The sequence below is a fragment of the Pseudomonas sp. N-137 genome, assembly GCF_034555295.1.
Lineage (GTDB): Bacteria > Pseudomonadota > Gammaproteobacteria > Pseudomonadales > Pseudomonadaceae > Aquipseudomonas > Aquipseudomonas rhizophila.
In genome coordinates this window covers 97,130-115,118 of the sequence record NZ_JAXUDQ010000026.1, presented here as the reverse complement: position 1 = coordinate 115,118, position 17,989 = coordinate 97,130, and the positions used below count along the sequence as shown (strand labels likewise).

Annotated in this window: 16 protein-coding genes; 10 read left to right on the top strand and 6 right to left on the bottom strand. The window is 61.2% G+C overall.

Annotated features, from left to right (window positions below; genetic code table 11):
• Positions 1 to 20 precede the first annotated feature (20 nt).
• The 5 genes from T3A99_RS18040 (at position 21) to T3A99_RS18020 (ending at position 4,044) form a co-directional block, all read left to right on the top strand.
• Positions 21 to 1,025 carry a YVTN family beta-propeller repeat protein gene (locus tag T3A99_RS18040; protein ID WP_047228996.1) on the top strand — a complete coding sequence of 335 codons (1,005 nt, stop codon included), beginning with the start codon at positions 21 to 23 and terminating at the stop codon, positions 1,023 to 1,025.
• Positions 1,022 to 1,750, top strand: coding sequence for an ABC transporter ATP-binding protein (locus tag T3A99_RS18035; RefSeq protein WP_160892500.1), 729 nt, complete (start codon positions 1,022 to 1,024; stop codon positions 1,748 to 1,750). The genes T3A99_RS18040 and T3A99_RS18035 overlap by 4 nt, the downstream gene beginning before the upstream one ends.
• The gene (locus T3A99_RS18030; RefSeq protein WP_076385171.1) at positions 1,747 to 2,538 is read left to right on the top strand and encodes an ABC transporter permease; all 792 of its coding nucleotides are present in this window, start codon (positions 1,747 to 1,749) and stop codon (positions 2,536 to 2,538) included. Before T3A99_RS18035 ends, T3A99_RS18030 begins: the two co-directional genes overlap by 4 nt.
• Positions 2,539 to 2,788: 250 nt before the next feature.
• Positions 2,789 to 3,322, top strand: coding sequence for a PQQ-dependent catabolism-associated CXXCW motif protein (locus tag T3A99_RS18025; protein ID WP_310662925.1), 534 nt, complete (start codon positions 2,789 to 2,791; stop codon positions 3,320 to 3,322).
• 56 nt (positions 3,323 to 3,378) lie between these two features.
• Positions 3,379 to 4,044 (top strand): response regulator transcription factor, encoded by a 666-nt coding sequence (locus T3A99_RS18020; RefSeq protein ID WP_047229013.1) that lies wholly within the window; start codon positions 3,379 to 3,381, stop codon positions 4,042 to 4,044.
• A 135-nt stretch (positions 4,045 to 4,179) separates the two neighbouring features.
• Here T3A99_RS18020 and nahK read toward each other — a convergent pair whose 3' ends face one another.
• The 4 genes from nahK to T3A99_RS18000 form a co-directional block, all read right to left on the bottom strand.
• Positions 4,180 to 6,822 carry a hybrid sensor histidine kinase/response regulator NahK/ErcS' gene (gene nahK / locus T3A99_RS18015; protein WP_080962912.1) on the bottom strand — a complete coding sequence of 881 codons (2,643 nt, stop codon included), beginning with the start codon at positions 6,820 to 6,822 and terminating at the stop codon, positions 4,180 to 4,182.
• A complete protein-coding gene (nosP, locus tag T3A99_RS18010; protein WP_322834643.1) occupies positions 6,752 to 7,915 on the bottom strand; it encodes a nitric oxide-sensing protein NosP in 1,164 nt (387 codons plus the stop codon). Before nosP ends, nahK begins: the two co-directional genes overlap by 71 nt.
• A gap of 238 nt (positions 7,916 to 8,153) precedes the next feature.
• Positions 8,154 to 9,338, bottom strand: a complete 1,185-nt coding sequence (locus T3A99_RS18005; RefSeq protein WP_076385177.1) for a porin — start codon at positions 9,336 to 9,338, stop codon at positions 8,154 to 8,156.
• Between the two features lie 282 nt (positions 9,339 to 9,620).
• Positions 9,621 to 10,895, bottom strand: a complete 1,275-nt coding sequence (locus tag T3A99_RS18000; RefSeq protein ID WP_288913431.1) for a glucarate dehydratase family protein — start codon at positions 10,893 to 10,895, stop codon at positions 9,621 to 9,623.
• Positions 10,896 to 11,002: 107 nt separating this feature from the next.
• Between T3A99_RS18000 and T3A99_RS17995 the strand changes: the two genes are divergently transcribed.
• Complete coding sequence (locus T3A99_RS17995) at positions 11,003 to 11,899, top strand: LysR substrate-binding domain-containing protein (RefSeq protein ID WP_047228988.1); 897 nt, start codon at positions 11,003 to 11,005, stop codon at positions 11,897 to 11,899.
• 143 nt (positions 11,900 to 12,042) lie between these two features.
• The gene (locus tag T3A99_RS17990) at positions 12,043 to 12,477 is read left to right on the top strand and encodes a nuclear transport factor 2 family protein (protein WP_047228987.1); all 435 of its coding nucleotides are present in this window, start codon (positions 12,043 to 12,045) and stop codon (positions 12,475 to 12,477) included.
• A gap of 95 nt (positions 12,478 to 12,572) precedes the next feature.
• Here T3A99_RS17990 and T3A99_RS17985 read toward each other — a convergent pair whose 3' ends face one another.
• Complete coding sequence (locus tag T3A99_RS17985; protein WP_322834642.1) at positions 12,573 to 13,496, bottom strand: LysR family transcriptional regulator; 924 nt, start codon at positions 13,494 to 13,496, stop codon at positions 12,573 to 12,575.
• A gap of 126 nt (positions 13,497 to 13,622) precedes the next feature.
• On the opposite strand from T3A99_RS17985, the gene T3A99_RS17980 reads away from it, so the two are divergent.
• Both T3A99_RS17980 and T3A99_RS17975 read left to right on the top strand, forming a co-directional pair.
• Positions 13,623 to 13,829 (top strand): tautomerase family protein, encoded by a 207-nt coding sequence (locus tag T3A99_RS17980; RefSeq protein ID WP_003202537.1) that lies wholly within the window; start codon positions 13,623 to 13,625, stop codon positions 13,827 to 13,829.
• A gap of 286 nt (positions 13,830 to 14,115) precedes the next feature.
• Complete coding sequence (locus T3A99_RS17975) at positions 14,116 to 14,850, top strand: SDR family NAD(P)-dependent oxidoreductase (RefSeq protein WP_281459300.1); 735 nt, start codon at positions 14,116 to 14,118, stop codon at positions 14,848 to 14,850.
• A gap of 67 nt (positions 14,851 to 14,917) precedes the next feature.
• Here the strand turns inward: T3A99_RS17975 and T3A99_RS17970 are convergent, their stop codons facing one another.
• Complete coding sequence (locus tag T3A99_RS17970; protein WP_322834641.1) at positions 14,918 to 17,059, bottom strand: TonB-dependent siderophore receptor; 2,142 nt, start codon at positions 17,057 to 17,059, stop codon at positions 14,918 to 14,920.
• Between the two features lie 205 nt (positions 17,060 to 17,264).
• Between T3A99_RS17970 and T3A99_RS17965 the strand changes: the two genes are divergently transcribed.
• Positions 17,265 to 17,936 carry a GntR family transcriptional regulator gene (locus T3A99_RS17965; protein WP_047228982.1) on the top strand — a complete coding sequence of 224 codons (672 nt, stop codon included), beginning with the start codon at positions 17,265 to 17,267 and terminating at the stop codon, positions 17,934 to 17,936.
• Positions 17,937 to 17,989 lie beyond the last annotated feature (53 nt).

Here is a 17,989-nt window from a genome sequence, read left to right as displayed (position 1 = left end):
ACAACAATAAGGAAACCGCCATGCGCCGCCCCCTGCTTGACCCGACCCGGTTCCAACCTGCCCTGCTTTGCCAGACCCTCACCCTGGCGGCGGCGTTGTTGGTCGCCGGCCCCGCCGCCGCCAGCATCGCCTGGGTTTCCAATGAGAAAGACAACAGCCTGAGCCTGATCGACATGCAGAGCCTGGAGGTCATCGAGACCCTGCCGGTGGGCCAACGCCCCCGAGGGCTGTTGCTGTCCCACGACAACCGCTTGCTGTACATCTGCGCCAGCGATTCGGACCGGGTCCAGGTGATGGACGTCGCCACCCGCAAGATCATCAAGGAATTGCCCTCCGGCAAGGACCCGGAGCAGTTCGCCTTGCACCCCAATGACCGCTGGCTCTACGTGTCCAACGAAGACGATGCCCTGGTGACCGTGATCGACACCCAGACTTCCGAGGTGCTGGGACAGATCGGCGTCGGCGTCGAGCCCGAAGGCATGGCCGTCAGCCCCGATGGCAAATGGGCGGTCAACACCAGTGAAACCACCAACATGCTGCACTGGATCGACACCAGCACCCAGACCTTGGCCGACAACACACTGGTGGACCAACGGCCGCGTTTCGTCGAGTTCAGTCGTGACGGTTCGCAGCTCTGGGCCTCGGCGGAAATCGGCGGCACGCTGACGATTCTCGATGTCGCCAGTCGCCAGGTGCTCAAGACGCTGACGTTCCAGATCAAGGGCGTTCACCCCGACAAGGTACAACCGGTGGGCATCAAGCTCAGCGCCGACGGCAAACTCGCCTTCGTCGCCCTGGGCCCGGCCAATCACGTCGCCGTCATCGATGCCAAGACCTTCGAAGTGCTGGATTACCTGCTGGTGGGGCGGCGCGTCTGGCAACTGGCATTCACCCCCGATCAACGCCAACTGCTGGCAACCAATGGCGTCAGCGGCGATGTGTCGGTGATCGACGTGCAGAGCCGCAAAGTGCTCAAGTCGGTGAAAGTGGGGCGTTACCCCTGGGGTGTAGTGGTGACGCCATGAACGCCCTGGAAGTCAGCGACCTGAGCTTCGCCTACGGCGCGCGCGAAGCCCTCAGGCAGGTGAGTTTCAACCTCGCAGCCGGGCGCTTCGCCGCGTTGCTGGGCCCCAATGGCGCCGGCAAATCGACGCTGATTGCCTTGCTCACGCGCCTGTATGACGTGCAGCGTGGTGAGGTCCGCGTCGGCGGCCATTCGTTGCAGACCTCGCCGCGGCCGGCCTTGCGCCAGTTGGGCGTGGTGTTCCAACAGAGCACCCTGGACCTGGACCTGAGTGTCGAGCAGAACCTGCGTTACCACGTCGCGCTGCATGGCCTGTCGCGGCGCCAGGGCAGTGTGCGCATCGACGCGGAACTGGCCCGCCAGCAGTTGACCGAGCGGCGCCAAGAACGAGTGCGTGCCCTGAATGGCGGCCATCGTCGCCGGGTGGAAATCGCCCGGGCGCTGCTGCATGAACCGCGCCTGTTACTGCTCGATGAACCCAGCGTTGGTCTTGACCCGGCCAGCCGGCTGGCTCTGAACCAACACGTCCGCCAGTTGTGCCACGAGGGCATCAGCGTGCTGTGGACCACGCACCTGCTGGACGAAGTACAGCCCAGCGACGATCTGCTGATCCTGCATCAAGGCCGCCTCGTCGCTAGCGCACGCGCCGACGCCGTGAGCCAGGCACACGGCGGCACCCTCGGTTCGGCCTTCACACATCTGACCGCAGCGGGAGTTCACTCATGAACGCGTATTGGCAATGCTTCAGCGGCATCGTGGTGCGTGAATGGCTGCGTTTCGTGCTGCAACGCACGCGCTTTCTCAGTGCCCTGGTGCGGCCGCTGCTGTGGCTGCTGGTGTTCGCCGCCGGCTTTCGTGCGGCACTGGGCATCGCCATCATTGCCCCCTATGACACCTACATCCCTTATGAGGTGTACATCGTGCCTGGGCTTGCCTGCATGATCCTGTTGTTCAATGGCATGCAGGGTTCGCTGTCGATGGTCTATGACCGGGAAATGGGCAGCATGCGCGTGCTGCTCACCAGCCCCCTGCCGCGGGCCTTCCTGCTGGCGAGCAAGTTGCTGGCAACCTCGCTGATCTCGTTGTTGCAGGTCTACGCATTTCTCGCCATTGCCTGGCTGTACGGCATCCAGCCACCGGCCATGGGTCTGCTGCTGGCATTTCCGGCGCTGCTGCTGGTGGCCCTGATGCTCAGCGCCCTGGGCCTGCTGCTGTCCAATGCCATTCGGCAACTGGAGAACTTTGCCGGGGTGATGAATTTCGTGATCTTCCCGATGTTCTTCCTGTCCTCGGCACTGTATCCATTGTGGAAAATGCTGGAGGCCAGCCCTTGGCTGTACTGGCTGTGCGCGGTGAGTCCGTTCACCCATGGGGTGGAGCTGGTGCGTTATGCGTTGTATGAACGGTTCAATCTGCTGGCAATGGTGGTGTGCGCGGGCTTGACCCTGGTGTTCGCATTACTGGCGGTGTGGACCTTCAATCCGCAGCATGCGGCGTTGCGCAAAGCAGGCTGATTGCACGACGAATAACCCTTGTGGGAGCGAGCCTGCTCGCGATAGCGGTGCGTCAGTCACGTCTCTGCCAACTGAACCACCGCTATCGCGAGCAGGCTCGCTCCCACAGGGGATAGAGCATGACCTAGGTTTGACACTTGTCTTTGAGCCCGAAATTACTACTTTAGTACCGGTTTTCCTGTCTATGGTCGCATTCACAAGACCTCGACCCTGGCATGTAATGGGCGCATAACAAAAAGGATAAATTCCCATGCCCCGTTTGCTGGTGATCGTCTTGCTGGGCCTGTGGCTGAATGTCGCCCAGGCTGACACTGCGCTGTTCTCCGCGCAGGGCTATCGCATTGCCCAGTACCGCAGCCCGACGCCCGCCACCGTCGATGGCGCAGAGACGCTCGATACCCAGGCACTGCAACAGCTGATGATGCAAACGCCATCTGCGATCCTGATCGACGTCTATCGCCGCCCCTGGCTCCAGGGACGCTTCATCGACAACGAGCCCCACGCCAACCTCCCCGGCAGCCTGTGGCTGGCCAATACCGGCGACGGCGAACTCGACCCGACCTGGCAGGATTACTTCAACCATCACCTGGGGAAAGCCACGGGCGGGCGAGCGGATCAACCGCTGGTCTTTTATTGCCGATCTGATTGCTGGTTGAGCTGGAACGCGGTAAAACGCGCCGCCGCCATGGGCTATAAACAGTTGTATTGGTACCGCGACGGCCTCGACGCCTGGGAGGCGGCCCGCCTGCCCTTGCAAGCGGCCCGGCCCGAACCCTTTCCCTGATTTCAATGAGTGCGTGCCCCCGCTCCACCCACACGACAATAACGAGGTGAATGGCCATGTATAAGATCCTGATAGCCGACGATCACCCACTGTTTCGCGAAGCCATCCACAACGTCATCAGCGACGGTTTTCCTGGCAGCGAGGTGATGGAAACCGCCGACCTGGACAGCGCCCTGGCGTTGACCCGCGAGCACGACGACCTCGACCTGATCCTGCTGGACCTGAACATGCCCGGCATGCACGGCCTCAATGGCCTGATCAACCTGCGCAACGAGGCGCCGACCATCCCCGTGGTGATCGTCTCCGCCGAACAGGACAAACAGGTGGTGCTGCAAGCCATTACCTACGGCGCGGTGGGGTTCATCACCAAGTCCTCGCCGCGCTCGCAGATGACCGACGCCATCGAGCAGATTCTCAACGGCAACGTGTACCTGCCACCGGACATCATCCGCACGCAGAAAAGCCCGATGGGCCGCCGCCTGAACGAAACCCCGGCCTTTGCGCCCGAGCTGCTCCAGGCCCTGACCCGTAAACAATTGCTGGTGCTGGAACGCATGACCAAGGGCGAGTCGAACAAACAGATCGCCTACACGCTGGAGATCGCCGAAACCACGGTCAAGGCTCACGTCTCGGCCATCCTGCGCAAGCTCAATGTGCACAATCGGGTGCAAGCGATTCTCAGTGCCGGGGATATTGATTTCGGGGCTTATCTGCGTCGTTGAACCGCGACACATCGCCCCTGTGGGAGCAAGGCTTGCCCGCGATGAAGATGACGCGATCTCCCCAGGATTCGCGGCGCCTGCATCGCGGGCAAGCCTTGCTCCCACACGAATCCCCTCGCCACAACAGCGTTCGGCTCAATGACTCTTGGGCCCACTCAACAAATGACTCATCGCAATCTTCAGTTTCATCGGCCGCACCGGCTTGTGCATCAGGGTGTGGCCGCGTTCGCGGATCTGCTGCTTGAGTTCGTTGCTGTAGTTGGCGGTGATCATCATGGCCGGGATCGCCGAGGCCCGGCGGGCGTTGATCCGGGCCACGGCGTCGACGCCGTTCTGCTCGTTGTCCAGGTGATAGTCGGCAATCAGCAGGTCGGCCTCGGCATGGTAGTTGTCCACCTGGCGCGCCAGGTCCTGCTCCGACAGCGCGGTCACCACCCGACAACCCCAACCTTCGAGCAACGTACGCATGCCGGCGCAGATGGCCGCGTCGTTATCCAGCACCCAGACCCGGGCCCCGCGCAAGCGCTCAAGCATCGGCTCGCTCATCTCCAGGCTCGGCAACGGCTTGGGCGCGGTGGCGCTCAGGGGCACGTCGATGGAGAACACCGAGCCCTTGCCCGGCCATGAACGCACCTGGATCCGGTGCCCAAGGATCCCGGCGATTTTCTCGACGATCGCCAGTCCCAGGCCCAACCCTCGATCCTGATCCGGGCGCTGTACATCGCCGCGCTTGAACTCCTGGAAGATCTCTTCAAGACGGTTTTCGGCAATGCCGATGCCGCTGTCCCAGACCTGGATGGACAAGCGCTGGCGGTGCCGGCGACAGCCCAGCACCACCCGCCCGCTGGGGGTATAGCGAATGGCATTGCTCAGCAGATTGCGCAGGATCCGCGCCAGCAACTGCATGTCGCTGCGCACCAGGGCCGAACACGGCACAAAGTGCAGTTCCAGCCCCTCACTGCGCGCCACCTGGACGTATTCGGCGGCCAGGTTGTCGAGCAACTCGCTGAGGGCGAACGGCGCGATATCGGCCTTGATCACCCCGGCATCAAGCTTGGAAATGTCCACCAGCGTGCCCAACAGGTTTTCCACGTCCTGCAGCGAGTGGCTGACGTTGCGCACCAGTTGCGCATTCGCCACCGGCTCACGGCGCTCGAGCAAAGCGCTGGTGAACAGCCGCGCGGCGTTGAGCGGTTGCAGCAGGTCATGGCTGACCGCCGCGAGGAATTTGGTTTTCGACAGGTTGGCCTGCTCGGCCTCGCGCTTGGCCTCGCGCAAGCGCAGCTCCACCCGGCTGCGCTCGTCGATTTCGCGCAATAGCTGGTCATTGAGGGTGGTCAGTTCGGCGGTGCGTTCCTGGACGCGCTGTTCCAGGTTCTGATAGGCCTGGTGCAGCGCCTCGGCGGTGCGACGCCGCTCGGTGATGTCGCGGATCAGCACGAAGATTCCCACCACTTCACCATTGGCCAGCCGATTGGGCACGTAGGAACGCAGCATATAGCGTTCCTGGTTGTTGATATTGGTCTCGGCAAACTCGAACGTCACACTCTCACCGGCCAAGGCCCGGGCCACGTAGGCCTCCAGGCGCTGGTAATGCTGTTCGCTGTGGGCCTCGCGCAGGCTCTGGCCGAGCATCACGCCACGGGGCCAGCAATACCATTGCTCGTAGACTTTGTTGGTAAATTCGTAGACCAAGTCGGCATTGAGGTAGGCGATCAGCGCCGGCACATGGTCGGTGATCAGGCGGATCCAGCGTTCGCTTTCACTCAGGGCCTCGGCGTGCTGGTAGCGCTCGGTGATGTCGGTGAAGGTGTTGACGTAGCCGCCGGTGGGTAGCGGATGGGTGCGAATCTCCAGGACCCGGCCATCCGACAGGCGCTGCTCGCTTTCGTGGATGAGCCGGCCATTGCTGTCGCGACTGGCCGGGGTCAGCAGTTGCAGTTCACTGTCGGCGATCACCTCGGAAAACGGCCGATGGGCCGCCACTGGCGCCAGACCGCTGAGTTCCAGGAAGCGACGATTCCACAACTCCAGCACACCCTGGGCATTGACCATGGCCACGCCCTGGGAAAGGTTGTCCACGGCCCGTTGCAACAAGTGCGATTTCTGCGCGATGGCCTGTTCGCGACGCACGGTTTCACTGAGTTTGACGTCGGTGATGTCGGTAAACAGAATCACTCGACCGCCTTCCTGGGTTGGTCGTTCGCTGACTTGCAGCCAGCGCCCGTTCTGCAAGCGGTAAAGCACATGCTCGTCGGCCTGGCCACGCGGTTCTTCGCTGAACAACCCGTTGGCGGTCATCAGTCGCTTGACCTCGGAAATGCGCATCCCGGCGATGATGCGCACGCGACTGTGGGCCCAAAACGCCTTGAAGCGGCTGTTGAACAGGACGATGCGCTGTTGTTCGTCGAACAGCACAAACGCATCGGAAATGCTCTCAATGGCATCGATCAGGTGCCGGTGGGCGGTTTCCGCGCGCAGCCGCGCTTCGCCCAGCAGGTGATTGCCGGCCTTGAGTTCGGCCATGGCCTGGTTCAGGGCATCGGTGCGCTCGCGAACCTGCTCGGCCAGCACCACTGAATGCTGGAATGCCGCATACGGGTCGTTGCCCCGGGTCACGCCGGACTCCACCCGTTCGATCAGTGCGTCGTTGATCCGCCGCAGTTTGCGGTTTTCGTGCTGCAGGCTGGCGATCTGCGCCTGCAGGTCAGCGATGGCCGGGGACGCGATGGCGGGCAATGGCAACTCCGGTGAAGGTCTGGTTGATGTGCATGCCATTGAACTGCTCTCCGTAGGTGTTGAAGCCCATCACGCGATGGTCGCGCAGGAACTGGCCGATCTGCTCCAGGCCACCGCGATCTTCCAGTTCCATGCGCCTGAGAAAACAGTCACAGCCGATGGTCAGCAGCAAGTCACCCAGGCGCCCCTGCAAGCCGCTGAACAGTTCTTGCAGGTTGTGCAGCAAAGGGCCCGGGGTCATCGCCGTGAGCACGATGCCGTTCTCCACCGCACAGTAAAAACTCAAACTCAGGTCCGAGTGCACCTGCTGGATCGCCCGCACGTAATACTGGTCGTTGATACGCACCGCCAGCGGATGGGCGGCGAAGACCCGGTAGTTCAACGCGTTCACCGGCACACCGATGTGCCGGGCATATTCCTCGGCGGCGGGCTCGGCATTGAGCTCGTAGACACGCCGCGAGGTGCTGTCGGCCCCGGTCACGACCAACTTCTCCTCCCGAGGCAGGATGTGATGGGTGGTGAACACCTCGAAATCCAGCCAGGTGTTGATCAGCACCACCACGGCCGCGCCGCTGTGGAACTGACCTTCGTAGTACACGTGGGTGTGAGTCAGGTAGTTGTCGTCGCCGGCCGAACCGCCGAAATGCGGAATGTCCCCCAGCGCCGCGCTCAACGCCGCCAGCACCATCTCCTCGCGACTGGACAACCCATCGAGCAAGGTCAGGGCAAAGCTGTGGCCCTTGATCGGCGCCAGCGCATTGCTGCGGCAACCGCTGGCCAGTCGTTCGACCATTTGCTGGGCGTCGATCAAGCTGAAGTGCTCCATTTCCCCGATCAGCTCGGCGGCAATGGAAAAATGCCGATGATCGAAACCCACCGCTGTGACGCAGTTGCGGCCATAGCCTTGACTGGTGATTTCTCCGGCGCTGGTGCAGCCCACCAGGCGAATCCCGCCGAAGCTCTGGGAGAGCGCCTGGCCAAGAGCCGGCAAGTCGTATTCGGCGGAGCAGAAAAACAGCACGAAACCCAAGTGCGGGTGCAACAACTGCCGCGCCAGCTCCTGGGCAACTTGCTGGACGTTCGTTGCCTGGGACATGGCGCTTATCACACCTTCGCTCTGGGCCTTTAGCATCTTCGCCTCCGACGGGTGCGTGACAGGAACCTTGAGTGTACGAAGCGGCGCCCGACTCACGAATGCTACTTGGGTAGCGGGTAGACGCTTCCATGGGAGGAGAACAGTGGCGGCCCCTGCCGCGATGCGCACGGCAGGGACCACCACAAAAAACCCCGGGCTTCGGCTGGAATGCTCCTGTGGTGAGGGGATTTATCCCCTCACCACAGGGTTGTGCATTGCTCCCGATGGATCCTCTTTACCAGGTCAACACCGCCCCCACCGCAAAGGTGTCGGTGTCTTCGTTCTGGGCGCTGGTGTCATGGCCGTTGATTTCGAACTGGTTGTATTCGGCCACGAGCTTGAGGTTGTCGTTGACGTCATGGAACAGCGCTATGCCACGGGTTTCATAGTCGGCGCCGCTGCCCACCACGCCATTGCCGTCGTCCTCGGTCTTGCCGTAGGACAGCGCCAGGCGGTTCTTGCCCAGTTTGTAGGAGCCCTGCAACAGGTAGCCGGTACTGTCGACATTGCGCAACGTCGCTTCGCCGGCGTTGTTGGTGAAGAACGGGTTGATACCCTTGGCCTGGAACCCGGAACCGGTGAGCGACAGGCCGCCCATCTTCGCCTGTACGCCATAGCCCAGGCCTTTGGAGGTCACTGAATCGACCGTGGTGTCGGTGTTGTCCGAGGTCTGGTAGCTGCCGTTGAGCCAGCTATAGATCTTCGCCCCACCCAGGTCGAACTGGTAGGTCACCTCACTTTCAGTACGCGGATTTTCCTGGTAGGCCTTGCCGGTGGCACTGCTGTCGTTGGTGTCCACCGGGTCCATGATGCCCACCGCCACCCGCAGCCCATCCATCACCGGCGTGCGGTAGGTGATCTGCGAAGTCGGGAACGGATACGGGTAGCCGCTGCCGATGTTGCCGAACGACACCCCGCCGCCGTCCACCAACCCGAGGGTGTCGCTGACCTGCCCGTAACCGGCCAGTAACTCGTCCAGCAGAATGTTGGAACGGGCGAACAGACCGAAGTCCTTGCCGACCAGCACTTCACCCCACTGCGGATTGGCGACGGTGCCGTAGAACTGCCGCACGTCGATGGCGGTGTCGGTGCCGTTGGTTTCGCTGTCGTTGATGGTCACCCAGAACGAGGCACGGGCGCCAAGCTTGAGGTCATCGACCTGCTTGCCCATGTTGAAGCCCAGGTAGTTGGGCAAGAAGCCCATCTTGACCCGCGCCTGCCGACGGTCGAACTGCTCCCCTGCCCGGTCAACATCGCTGTTGACGTAAAAGGCGTTGATATAGCCGTCGGTGGAAAAGGTGGTCTGGTCCTTGTCGTACAGCATGATTTCAGCCTGGGCCCACGACGTCAGGCCAAGGCTCGAAAGGCCGGCGATGACCGCAGGCAAAAAACGGTGGCGAGTATTTTTATTGTTGTGCATGGCGCGCTCCGCAACATGAGACGGGATGTCGGAGGCGATTATCGAAAGGCGACAGGCCGCGTCATACGCTGCCTTGGAGGCAATTGGCGGATGCTTTGGAGGCGCCGGCCCGGCGCGGCAGTTTGGGTGTAAGACTGCGATGTGACGGAGGGGCAATACTTAGGGCCTAACCCTGAAACTAAGGTGGGAGCGAGCCTGCTCGCGATGGCGGTGTGTCAGCCACCCTAAATGCTGCTGACCCAACGCCATCGCGAGCAGGCTCGCTCCCACAGGATCCTTGGCTCAGAACCTCGGTTTGACGGTTTTCCAGTCCGGCTTGTAGCGCTGCATCTGCCGCACATCGTCGCGCTGGCGGATGCCGCAACTGAGGAACTGCTCATGCAGCTTGCCCAGTTGATCGCGGTCCAGCTCCAGTCCAAGCCCCGGCGCACGGGTGATTTTCACGCAACCATCGACAATCGGCAGCTTGCCGCCCTTGATCACCTCTTCATCCGGTTCCTGCCACGGGTAATGGGTGTCACAGGCGTAATCCAGGTTCGACACCGAAGCCGCGACGTGGGCCATGGCCATCAGGCTGATTCCCAAGTGGGAGTTCGAATGCATCGACACGCCCAGGCCAAAGGTGTCGCACATTTTCGCCAGCGCCTGGGTGTCTCGCAGCCCGCCCCAGTAATGATGGTCGGCCAAGACGATCTGCACGCTGTTGAGGGCCACGCTGCGACGGAACTCGTCGAAATCGGTGACCACCATATTGGTCGCCAGCGGCAGGCCCGTGCGCCTGTGCAGTTCGGCCATGCCTTCGAGCCCTGGTGTGGGGTCTTCGTAATATTGCAGGTCATCGCCCAGCAGCTCGGCCATGCGAATGGAAGTTTCCAGCGACCAGTTGCCATTGGGATCGATGCGCAGCGGGTAGCCGGGAAACGCCTGTTTCAACGCCTTGATGCAGGAAACCTCGTGCTCCGGCTCCAGGGTGCCAGCCTTGAGCTTGATACTCTTGAAGCCGTAGTCCTGGATCATGCGCCGGGCCTGGGCGACGATCTGCTGTTCGTTGAGCGCCTCGCCCCAGCTGTCCGGCGGATACGGCGAATCGACGTGCTCGGCGTACTTGAAAAACAGATAGGCGCTGAACGGGATCTCATCCCGAATCGCCCCGCCCAGCAGATCCACCAGCGGCACGTTCAGGTAATGGGCTTGCAGGTCCAGGCAGGCCACTTCAAACGCTGAGTAAGCATTGCTCACCGCCTTGCTCGCATGGGAACCCGGCGCCAGCTCCGCACCGGCAACGCTGGCGGGCCGGTGGGCGGCCACGGTGGCCTGGACGATGGCCCGCAACTGGTTGAGGTTGAACGGGTCGAGCCCGATCAACTGGCTTTGCAGTTGCTGCTGGATCGCCAGGGCCGGCGCATCGCCGTAACTCTCTCCCAGGCCGATGTAACCGTTGTCGCTCTCGATCTCGATGATCGAACGCAACGCGTAGGGCTCATGAATGCCGCTGGCGTTGAGCAACGGCGGATCGCGAAAGGCGATGGGTGTGACGGTGACGCGGGTGATCTTCATGCAGCGGCTCCGATCATTGTTTTTGTAGAGAACGGGCCGATGATGGACGGAGGGTATTGTTCCCGTCTAATCTAACTTGGCACTTGATTGATACCTGGATTGAATCAATGTTTGAACTGGCCCAGCTACGCTGCTTCACTACGGTGGCGACCGAACTCAACTTCCGTCGCGCCGCCGAACGTCTGAACATGACCCAGCCTCCGCTGAGTCGGCAGATCCAGTTGCTGGAACATCACCTGGGTGTCGAACTGTTCACCCGCAGCACTCGCAGCGTGGCGCTCACCGCCGCCGGACGGGCGTTTTTCATCGAAGCGCAGAACCTGCTGGAGCAGGCGCAACAAGCCGCCGTGGCCGCCAAGCGGTTTGCCCAGGGCGACATCGGCTCAGTCACCATCAGCTTCGTCGGCAGCGCGGTGTATGAGTTTCTACCCAAAGTCATCGCCGAAGCCCGCTTGAAGCAACCCCAGGTAAAAATCGTTCTGTCGGAGATGAACACCTACCAGCAACACGAGGCCCTGCGCGCTCGCCGCATCGACCTGGGGATCGTCCGCTCGCCACTGCTGGAAACTGGCTACGCCACCGAGTGCCTGGTGCGCGAACCGTTCGTCCTGGCCGTGCCCGTCGGGCATCCGCTGGCCAGTGCCGATTCGGTGGGCGTCGAAGATCTCGACGGTGAACCCTTCCTGATGTACTCCCACTCCGCCTACCCACCTTTCAACGAACTGCTCACCGGCATGCTGCGCTCGGCCCGCGTTGCACCGCAGTTCGTGCAATGGCTGGGTTCCTCACTGACGATCCTGGCGCTGGTTAACGCCGGCATGGGTCTGGCACTGGTGCCCCGGTGTGCCACCAGCGTGGTGTTCAGGCAGGTGGTGTTTCGTGAGATCGATCTGGGTGAAGGGGTACAAAGCGAGTTGCACCTGGTATGGCGCCAGGACAATGACAACCCGGCGTTTGCCATGTTGCTGGAGGGCATTCGCGGGGCGGTTCGCGAGGGTCTCTGAATCTGAAGCCTACCGATGTCGCCCTCCGCAGTGACCAAACTTGACGACCTATTCCCGTCACCCCAAACAAGTTGTACGATGACAGACGAGATCAGCTGAAAACGCTAATCCGCTCCGATACCTACAAAAATAAGGAAATACCCATGAAAAAAGCCACATTGGTCATCAGCTTTCTGTGCCTGTTCAGCGGCTACGTCGCGGCTGCCTCTTCATCGGCCGAGCAGGAAGTGGCCCAGGCCGTCGACCACCTGACCCAAGCCATGCTGCACAAAGACATCCCACAACTCCAGGCACTGGCCGCCGAAAACCTGACCTACGGGCACTCCAGCGGGAAGATTCAGGACAAGAAAGCCTTCATTGCCGACATCGAAACCGGCAAGAGCGCGTTCAAGACCCTGGAGATGAAGGATCAGAAAATCACCCTGTCAGGCGATGTGGCCCTGGTGCGTCACCACTTCTCCGCGCAAGCGCTCAAAGGCACCGAAGTGGTTCCGACGGAAATCGAGAACTTTCAGATCTGGCAGAAGCAGAAGAATGGCAAGTGGCTGCTGATTGGGCGGCAGGCGTTTCGGTTCTGAGCTAAAAATCTCCGTGGGCGCCGTTAGTTAACGTGAAGCGGCAGGGATTCAATGTGGCGAGCGGATTTATCCCCTCGCCACAGGTCACCGTTACTTCAATCCGCCGCCCACTGCTCCCGGTACTGCAGCAGGAAATCGACAAAGGCGCGCACCCGCTGCGGCACGTACCGACCGTGGGGATACAGCAAGGTGAACGGACGTGAGCGCCCTGCGAAAGGCGCAAGTACCTCCACCAATTGTCCGTTGGCCAGCTCCTGCTCCACGATGAATTTGTAGGTCTGGAACAAGCCGGCGCCATGTTTGGCCAGCGTCACGCCGCCGAGCACATCGTCCGAACAGCAATAACCCCCTTCGCCGAACACCTCCTTTTCCTTGCCTTCGACATTGAACAACCAGGAAATCCGCCGGCCGCTACTAGGCAGCTCGAACTGGATGCACTCGTGGTCGTCCAGGTCTTCAAGGACCTGCGGCGTGCCGGCCTTGCGCAAGTAATCCGGGGACGCGACCACCACCAGTTTCGCGTCTTCCAGCAGCCGAGCGATCATCGATGAGTCGGGTTGCGCTCGCACCCGGATGGCGAGGTCATAACCTTCGGCAACGAAGTCGATGTTTCGGTTGCTCAGGTGCAGGTCCACCGTCACTTGCGGGTACAGCGCCCGAAAGGCCGGCAGCAAGGGCAGGATGCGGTGATGACCGTAGGTGGTGGGCAGGCTGATGCGCAGTTGCCCGGACGGCACCGATTGCGCGCCCATCATCTCCTGTTGCGCCTCCACCAGTTGCGTCAGCGCTTGCCGGCATTGCTCGAAATAGGTCTTGCCGGCTTCCGTCAGCCGAATGCTGCGTGTGGTGCGCACGAAAAGACGCGAACCCAGGCGCTCCTCCAGACGAAAAATCGAGCGACTCACCGCCGCCGGAGTCACACCGGCAAGCTGCGCCGCCGCAGTGAAACTCCCTGCCTCCGCCGCCAGGCAGAACAGTTCTATGCTGCCCAACTGCAAGTCTTCGAAATGACGCTTCATGATTCGTTACACCGCGTATCAACTGAAGTTTCCAGACACCTGTTTATCAGCCGCAGGCGTATAAATATAGTGGCCCCCGTGGCGCGGGAACCTCCTGCGCTCATTTCTCATCAGCAGGAGTGCATCATGCCTTTCGTCAATGTGCGTATAACCCGCGACGGCGTCACTCGCGAACAGAAAGCCCAGGTCATTTCCGAGATCACCGAAACCCTGCAACGGGTGCTGGGCAAGGACCCGCACTTGACCCACATCGTGATCGAGGAAGTCGACACCGATAACTGGGGTTACGCGGGTATGACGACGACGCAATACCGAAGCTTGCCCAAAGAGTGACGGTTCTACCTTCCCGAGCCCGGTCCAACTGACCGGGCTTTTTTGTGCCTGATGATTAACCCTGTGGGAGCGAGCCTGCTCGCGATGGCGATGGACCCGTCACATTGATGTTGGCTGGAATACCGTCATCGCGAGCAGGCTCGCTCCCACATTGAATTAATTACATGACGTATCAACTCAAGTACCAGCCCCCGTATTTATCAAACCCAAGCGCATCAATACCCTGATCTCAACCACCGCCAACATCGGCGCAACGGTTTCAATTCAATTGATCAGGAGTCCAATCATGAGCCTCAACAAAACCGTCATCATCACCGGCGCCTCCAGTGGCATCGGCCTGGGTCTGGTCCAGGCGTTCCTGGATCGGGGCTATAACGTGGTGGGCAATGCCCGCTCTCAGTCCGGCCTGGACAGCGCCGCGCAACAGCTCGCCCACCCGGCGAACTTCATTGGCGTGGCCGGTGATATCGCTGACCCGGCGACTTCAACCCGTCTCATCAACAAAGCCATCGAAACCTTCGGGGCCGTGGACGGGCTGGTGAACAACGCCGGCTTCTTCCTGCCAAAACCTTTCATCGAATACAGCCCCCAGGACCTGGAAGCGCTGCTGGACACCAACCTCAAGGGTCTGGTCTACGCCAGCCAGGCGGCTGCCGCACACATGATCGGTCGTCAGCAGGGTTTCATCATCAACATCTCCGCCGCCGTGGCCCTGCAACCGAACATCCAAGTGCCGGCGGCGCTGCCGGTGTTGATCAAAGGCGGAGTCAACCAGATGACCCGTGCCCTGGCGCTGGAGCTTTCGCCCCACAACATCAAGGTCAACGCGGTCGCCCCCGGCATCATCGACACGCCCATGCATGACCCGGCGCACCGCGACTTCCTCAACAACCTGGCCCCGGCCGGTCGAGTCGGCACCATCGAGGAAATTGCCGAGGCCGTGTTGTACCTGGCGCGCGCTGATTTCACGACCGGCGCGATACTGCCGGTAGACGGCGGGATGAGCACGGGCAAGTGGTAATACAGGCAAGTGGTAAAAAGAAAAACCCCGGAGGCACAACCTCCGGGGTTTTCATGACGCCTGGAGTTCAGAGCGTATAGGAGATGCCGGCCTGCACGGTTCGCGGTGCACCTGGGTAGGCATAGACGTTACCGAAAGCGCCTTCTTCGTAGTCGGCGTCGAACAGGTTCTTCAGGTCCAGGTTGAGGCGGATCCGCTCGTTGACCTTGTAGTAGCCGAGCAGGTCCACCACCGTGTAGCTGTCCATGGAGAACGCAGTCGCCGCCGTCTGGCCGGCCCGTTCATCCACATACTTGGCGCCTAGTCCCAGGCCCAGCCCTTTGAGGCCGCCATCCTGGAACTCATAGACGTTCAACAGGCTGAAGGTGTTTTTGGGCACGTTGAGCAAGCGGGTGCCGGACGGGATATTGATGTCCTTGGTCACTTCGGCATCCACATACGCGTAACCACCAATCACGCGCCACTCCGGCGTCAAATTGCCCGCCATGTTCAGGTCAAAACCACGGCTGCGCACTTCGCCAGCGGCCACGCTGAAGGTGGAATCCACTGGGTCAGTGGTGAGCACGTTACGTTTTTCGATCTGGTACACCGCCGCATCGACACTCAACTGACGATCCAAGGCTTCCCACTTGATCCCCATCTCATAAGACTTGCCCTCTTCCGGCTTGAACCCGCCGCCTTCGCGACTGGCACCGTTGTTGGGTTTGAACGAGCGCGCGGTATTGGCATAGACAGCCAAGGTGTCGGTCAAATCGTAGATCACACCCAGGCGCGGGGTGACCGCGCTGTCGGTGACGTCCCAGTTCCGACTACCAGGCGGGGTCTGAGGGACGAAACTCTCGTACTGATGCTCGAACCGCTCAAAACGTGCCCCGGCCAACAGCTTCAAGCGCTCAGTCAGCGCCACCTGATCCTGCACGAATACGCCAAACGTCTTGAGGTTTTCCTGATCATCGGTGGGCGTGCGTGTCAGCGCCGGGCGTGGCTGGCCATACACCGGATCGAAGATATCGATTGGATAAGCACTGCTCCCCGCGGCGGAACGTTTGATGATGGACTGGTAGTCGTAATCTTCATACTCGATGCCGGTCAACAGTGTGTGCTCGAACCCACCCGTGGAAAAACGCCCGGTGAGGTTAAGTTGGGTGTCCCGGTCAGTCCACTCCAGTTTGCGATAGTTGAAATTGCGCCCCAGGGTACGCCCGTCGGCGGCGATGCCGTTGCCTTCCACCGCGTTGCCCTGCAGGGTGCCGTCCAGCCATTGGGTGCCGCCGGCCAAGGTCCAGTCGTCGTTGAGCATGTGCTCGAAACGCACCTGCAGCATGTTGTTGTCGTTGTGCAACTTGCCGGCGTCTTTCTCGCCGAAGAACGTATCGCGCGAGGCGGTGCCGCGCTGGCCGGCGTAATGGGTCAAGCCACGGTCCAGCGGCGCATTGTTGCGCATGAAGTCGCCTTCGAAGGTCAGGCGCGTGGTGTCGTTGACCTGCCAGGTCACCACCGGCGCAATGCCGTAGCGTTCGGTCTCGACGTGGTCGCGGAACGTATCGCCACCCTCGCCGATCACGTTCAGGCGATACGCCAGGCGTCCTTCTTCGTCCAGCGGGCCTGAGGCATCCAGGGTCCCGCGACGCATGCCCTGGTCGCTGACCTGGCTGCCCAGGGTCACAGTGCGTTCGGCCAATGGCTGCTTGGACACCACGTTGAAGGTGCCGCCTGGATCGCCGCGGCCGTACAACATCGTCGCCGGGCCGCGCAGCACTTCCAGGCGCTCGATGGTGTTGGCATCTGGCATGTTCGGGTAACCGCGGTTGATCGGGAAACCGTTGCGGTAGAACTCGCCCGTGGTAAAGCCGCGGACCGTGAACGTGGTCAGGCCCTGGCCACCGAAGTTGTTCGCCCTGCCGACCCCGCCGGCGTAATCGAGCGCGTCTTGTAGCCGGGTGGCGCTGAGGTCTTCCACCACGTCGCGCGAAACCACGGAAATCGACTGTGGGGTTTCATGAATCGCGGTGTCGGTACGTGTCGCGCTGGCCGAACGGGTCGCGTGGTATCCCTTGACGGGCCCCTGCGCGGACTCGATATCCGAAAGACCCACGATGTCCGTGGCTTGCAGTTCCACCGGTGCGGAGGTTGCGGCCATGGGCTCGTCTGCCCACGTGGATACGGAATAAGCCTGGAGCACACACAGTGAAACGAGAATCCGACGCATCGATGCACAATCCTAACGAAAATACGTCAGCCCCCCAGAGGCCGACAAGAATGTGTCGCGAAAGATACAGCAACTCATTCTTGTTTGACACAAATTCCCATTCACAACCTAGCAAAATACCCCTTCCTGGCACGTGCCAACTGCACAACGCGACTGCTGGCAAAGTCGTATACCATATCCCCAACCAAGCCAAACGACCGCCGCCGTGACCTTATCCAAGTTCAATCTGCCTGATCTGGGCAACACCCCTTCCACTTCGGAAATCATCACCCGTCATCTGCGCGAAGCCATCGTGGCCGGGCATTTTGCCGAGGACGAGCCCATTCGCCAGGACGACATCGCCCGGCAGTTCAACGTCAGCAAGATTCCCGTGCGCGAAGCCCTCAAGCGCCTGGAAGCCGAGGGGCTGGTGATGTTCCAGCGCAATCGCGGGGCGATGGTCACGCGCATTTCCGAGGCGGAGCTGGCGCAGATGTTCGAGGTGCGGATGCTGCTGGAAGACAAAGTACTGCGTCTGGCGATTCCCAACATGACCGAAGAGACCTTCGTCCGCGCCGAGAGCATCTGCCGTGAGTTCATCGGTGAAGACGACGTGGGTCGTTGGGCTGAACTGAACTGGCAATTGCATGCCTGTCTCTACGAGCCGGCGCAACGCCCCTTTCTGGTGGGTTTGATCCGCTCGGTGCACGACAAGCTGGAGCGCTACCTGCGCATGCAGATGAGCCTTTCGGCCGGCAAGGAACGCGCCGACCACGAACACCGGGAAATTCTTGCGGCCTGCCGCGCCGGTGATGTGGAGCGGGCGGTGAAGTTACTGGACGAACACATCGCCGGCGTTTGCAAAACGCTGTTCGAGTTCCTGCCTTCGAGCCATTGATGCGCCGCTGCTGTGCCGATTTCGTCATGAGTGACAGATAAATCCATCAAGCC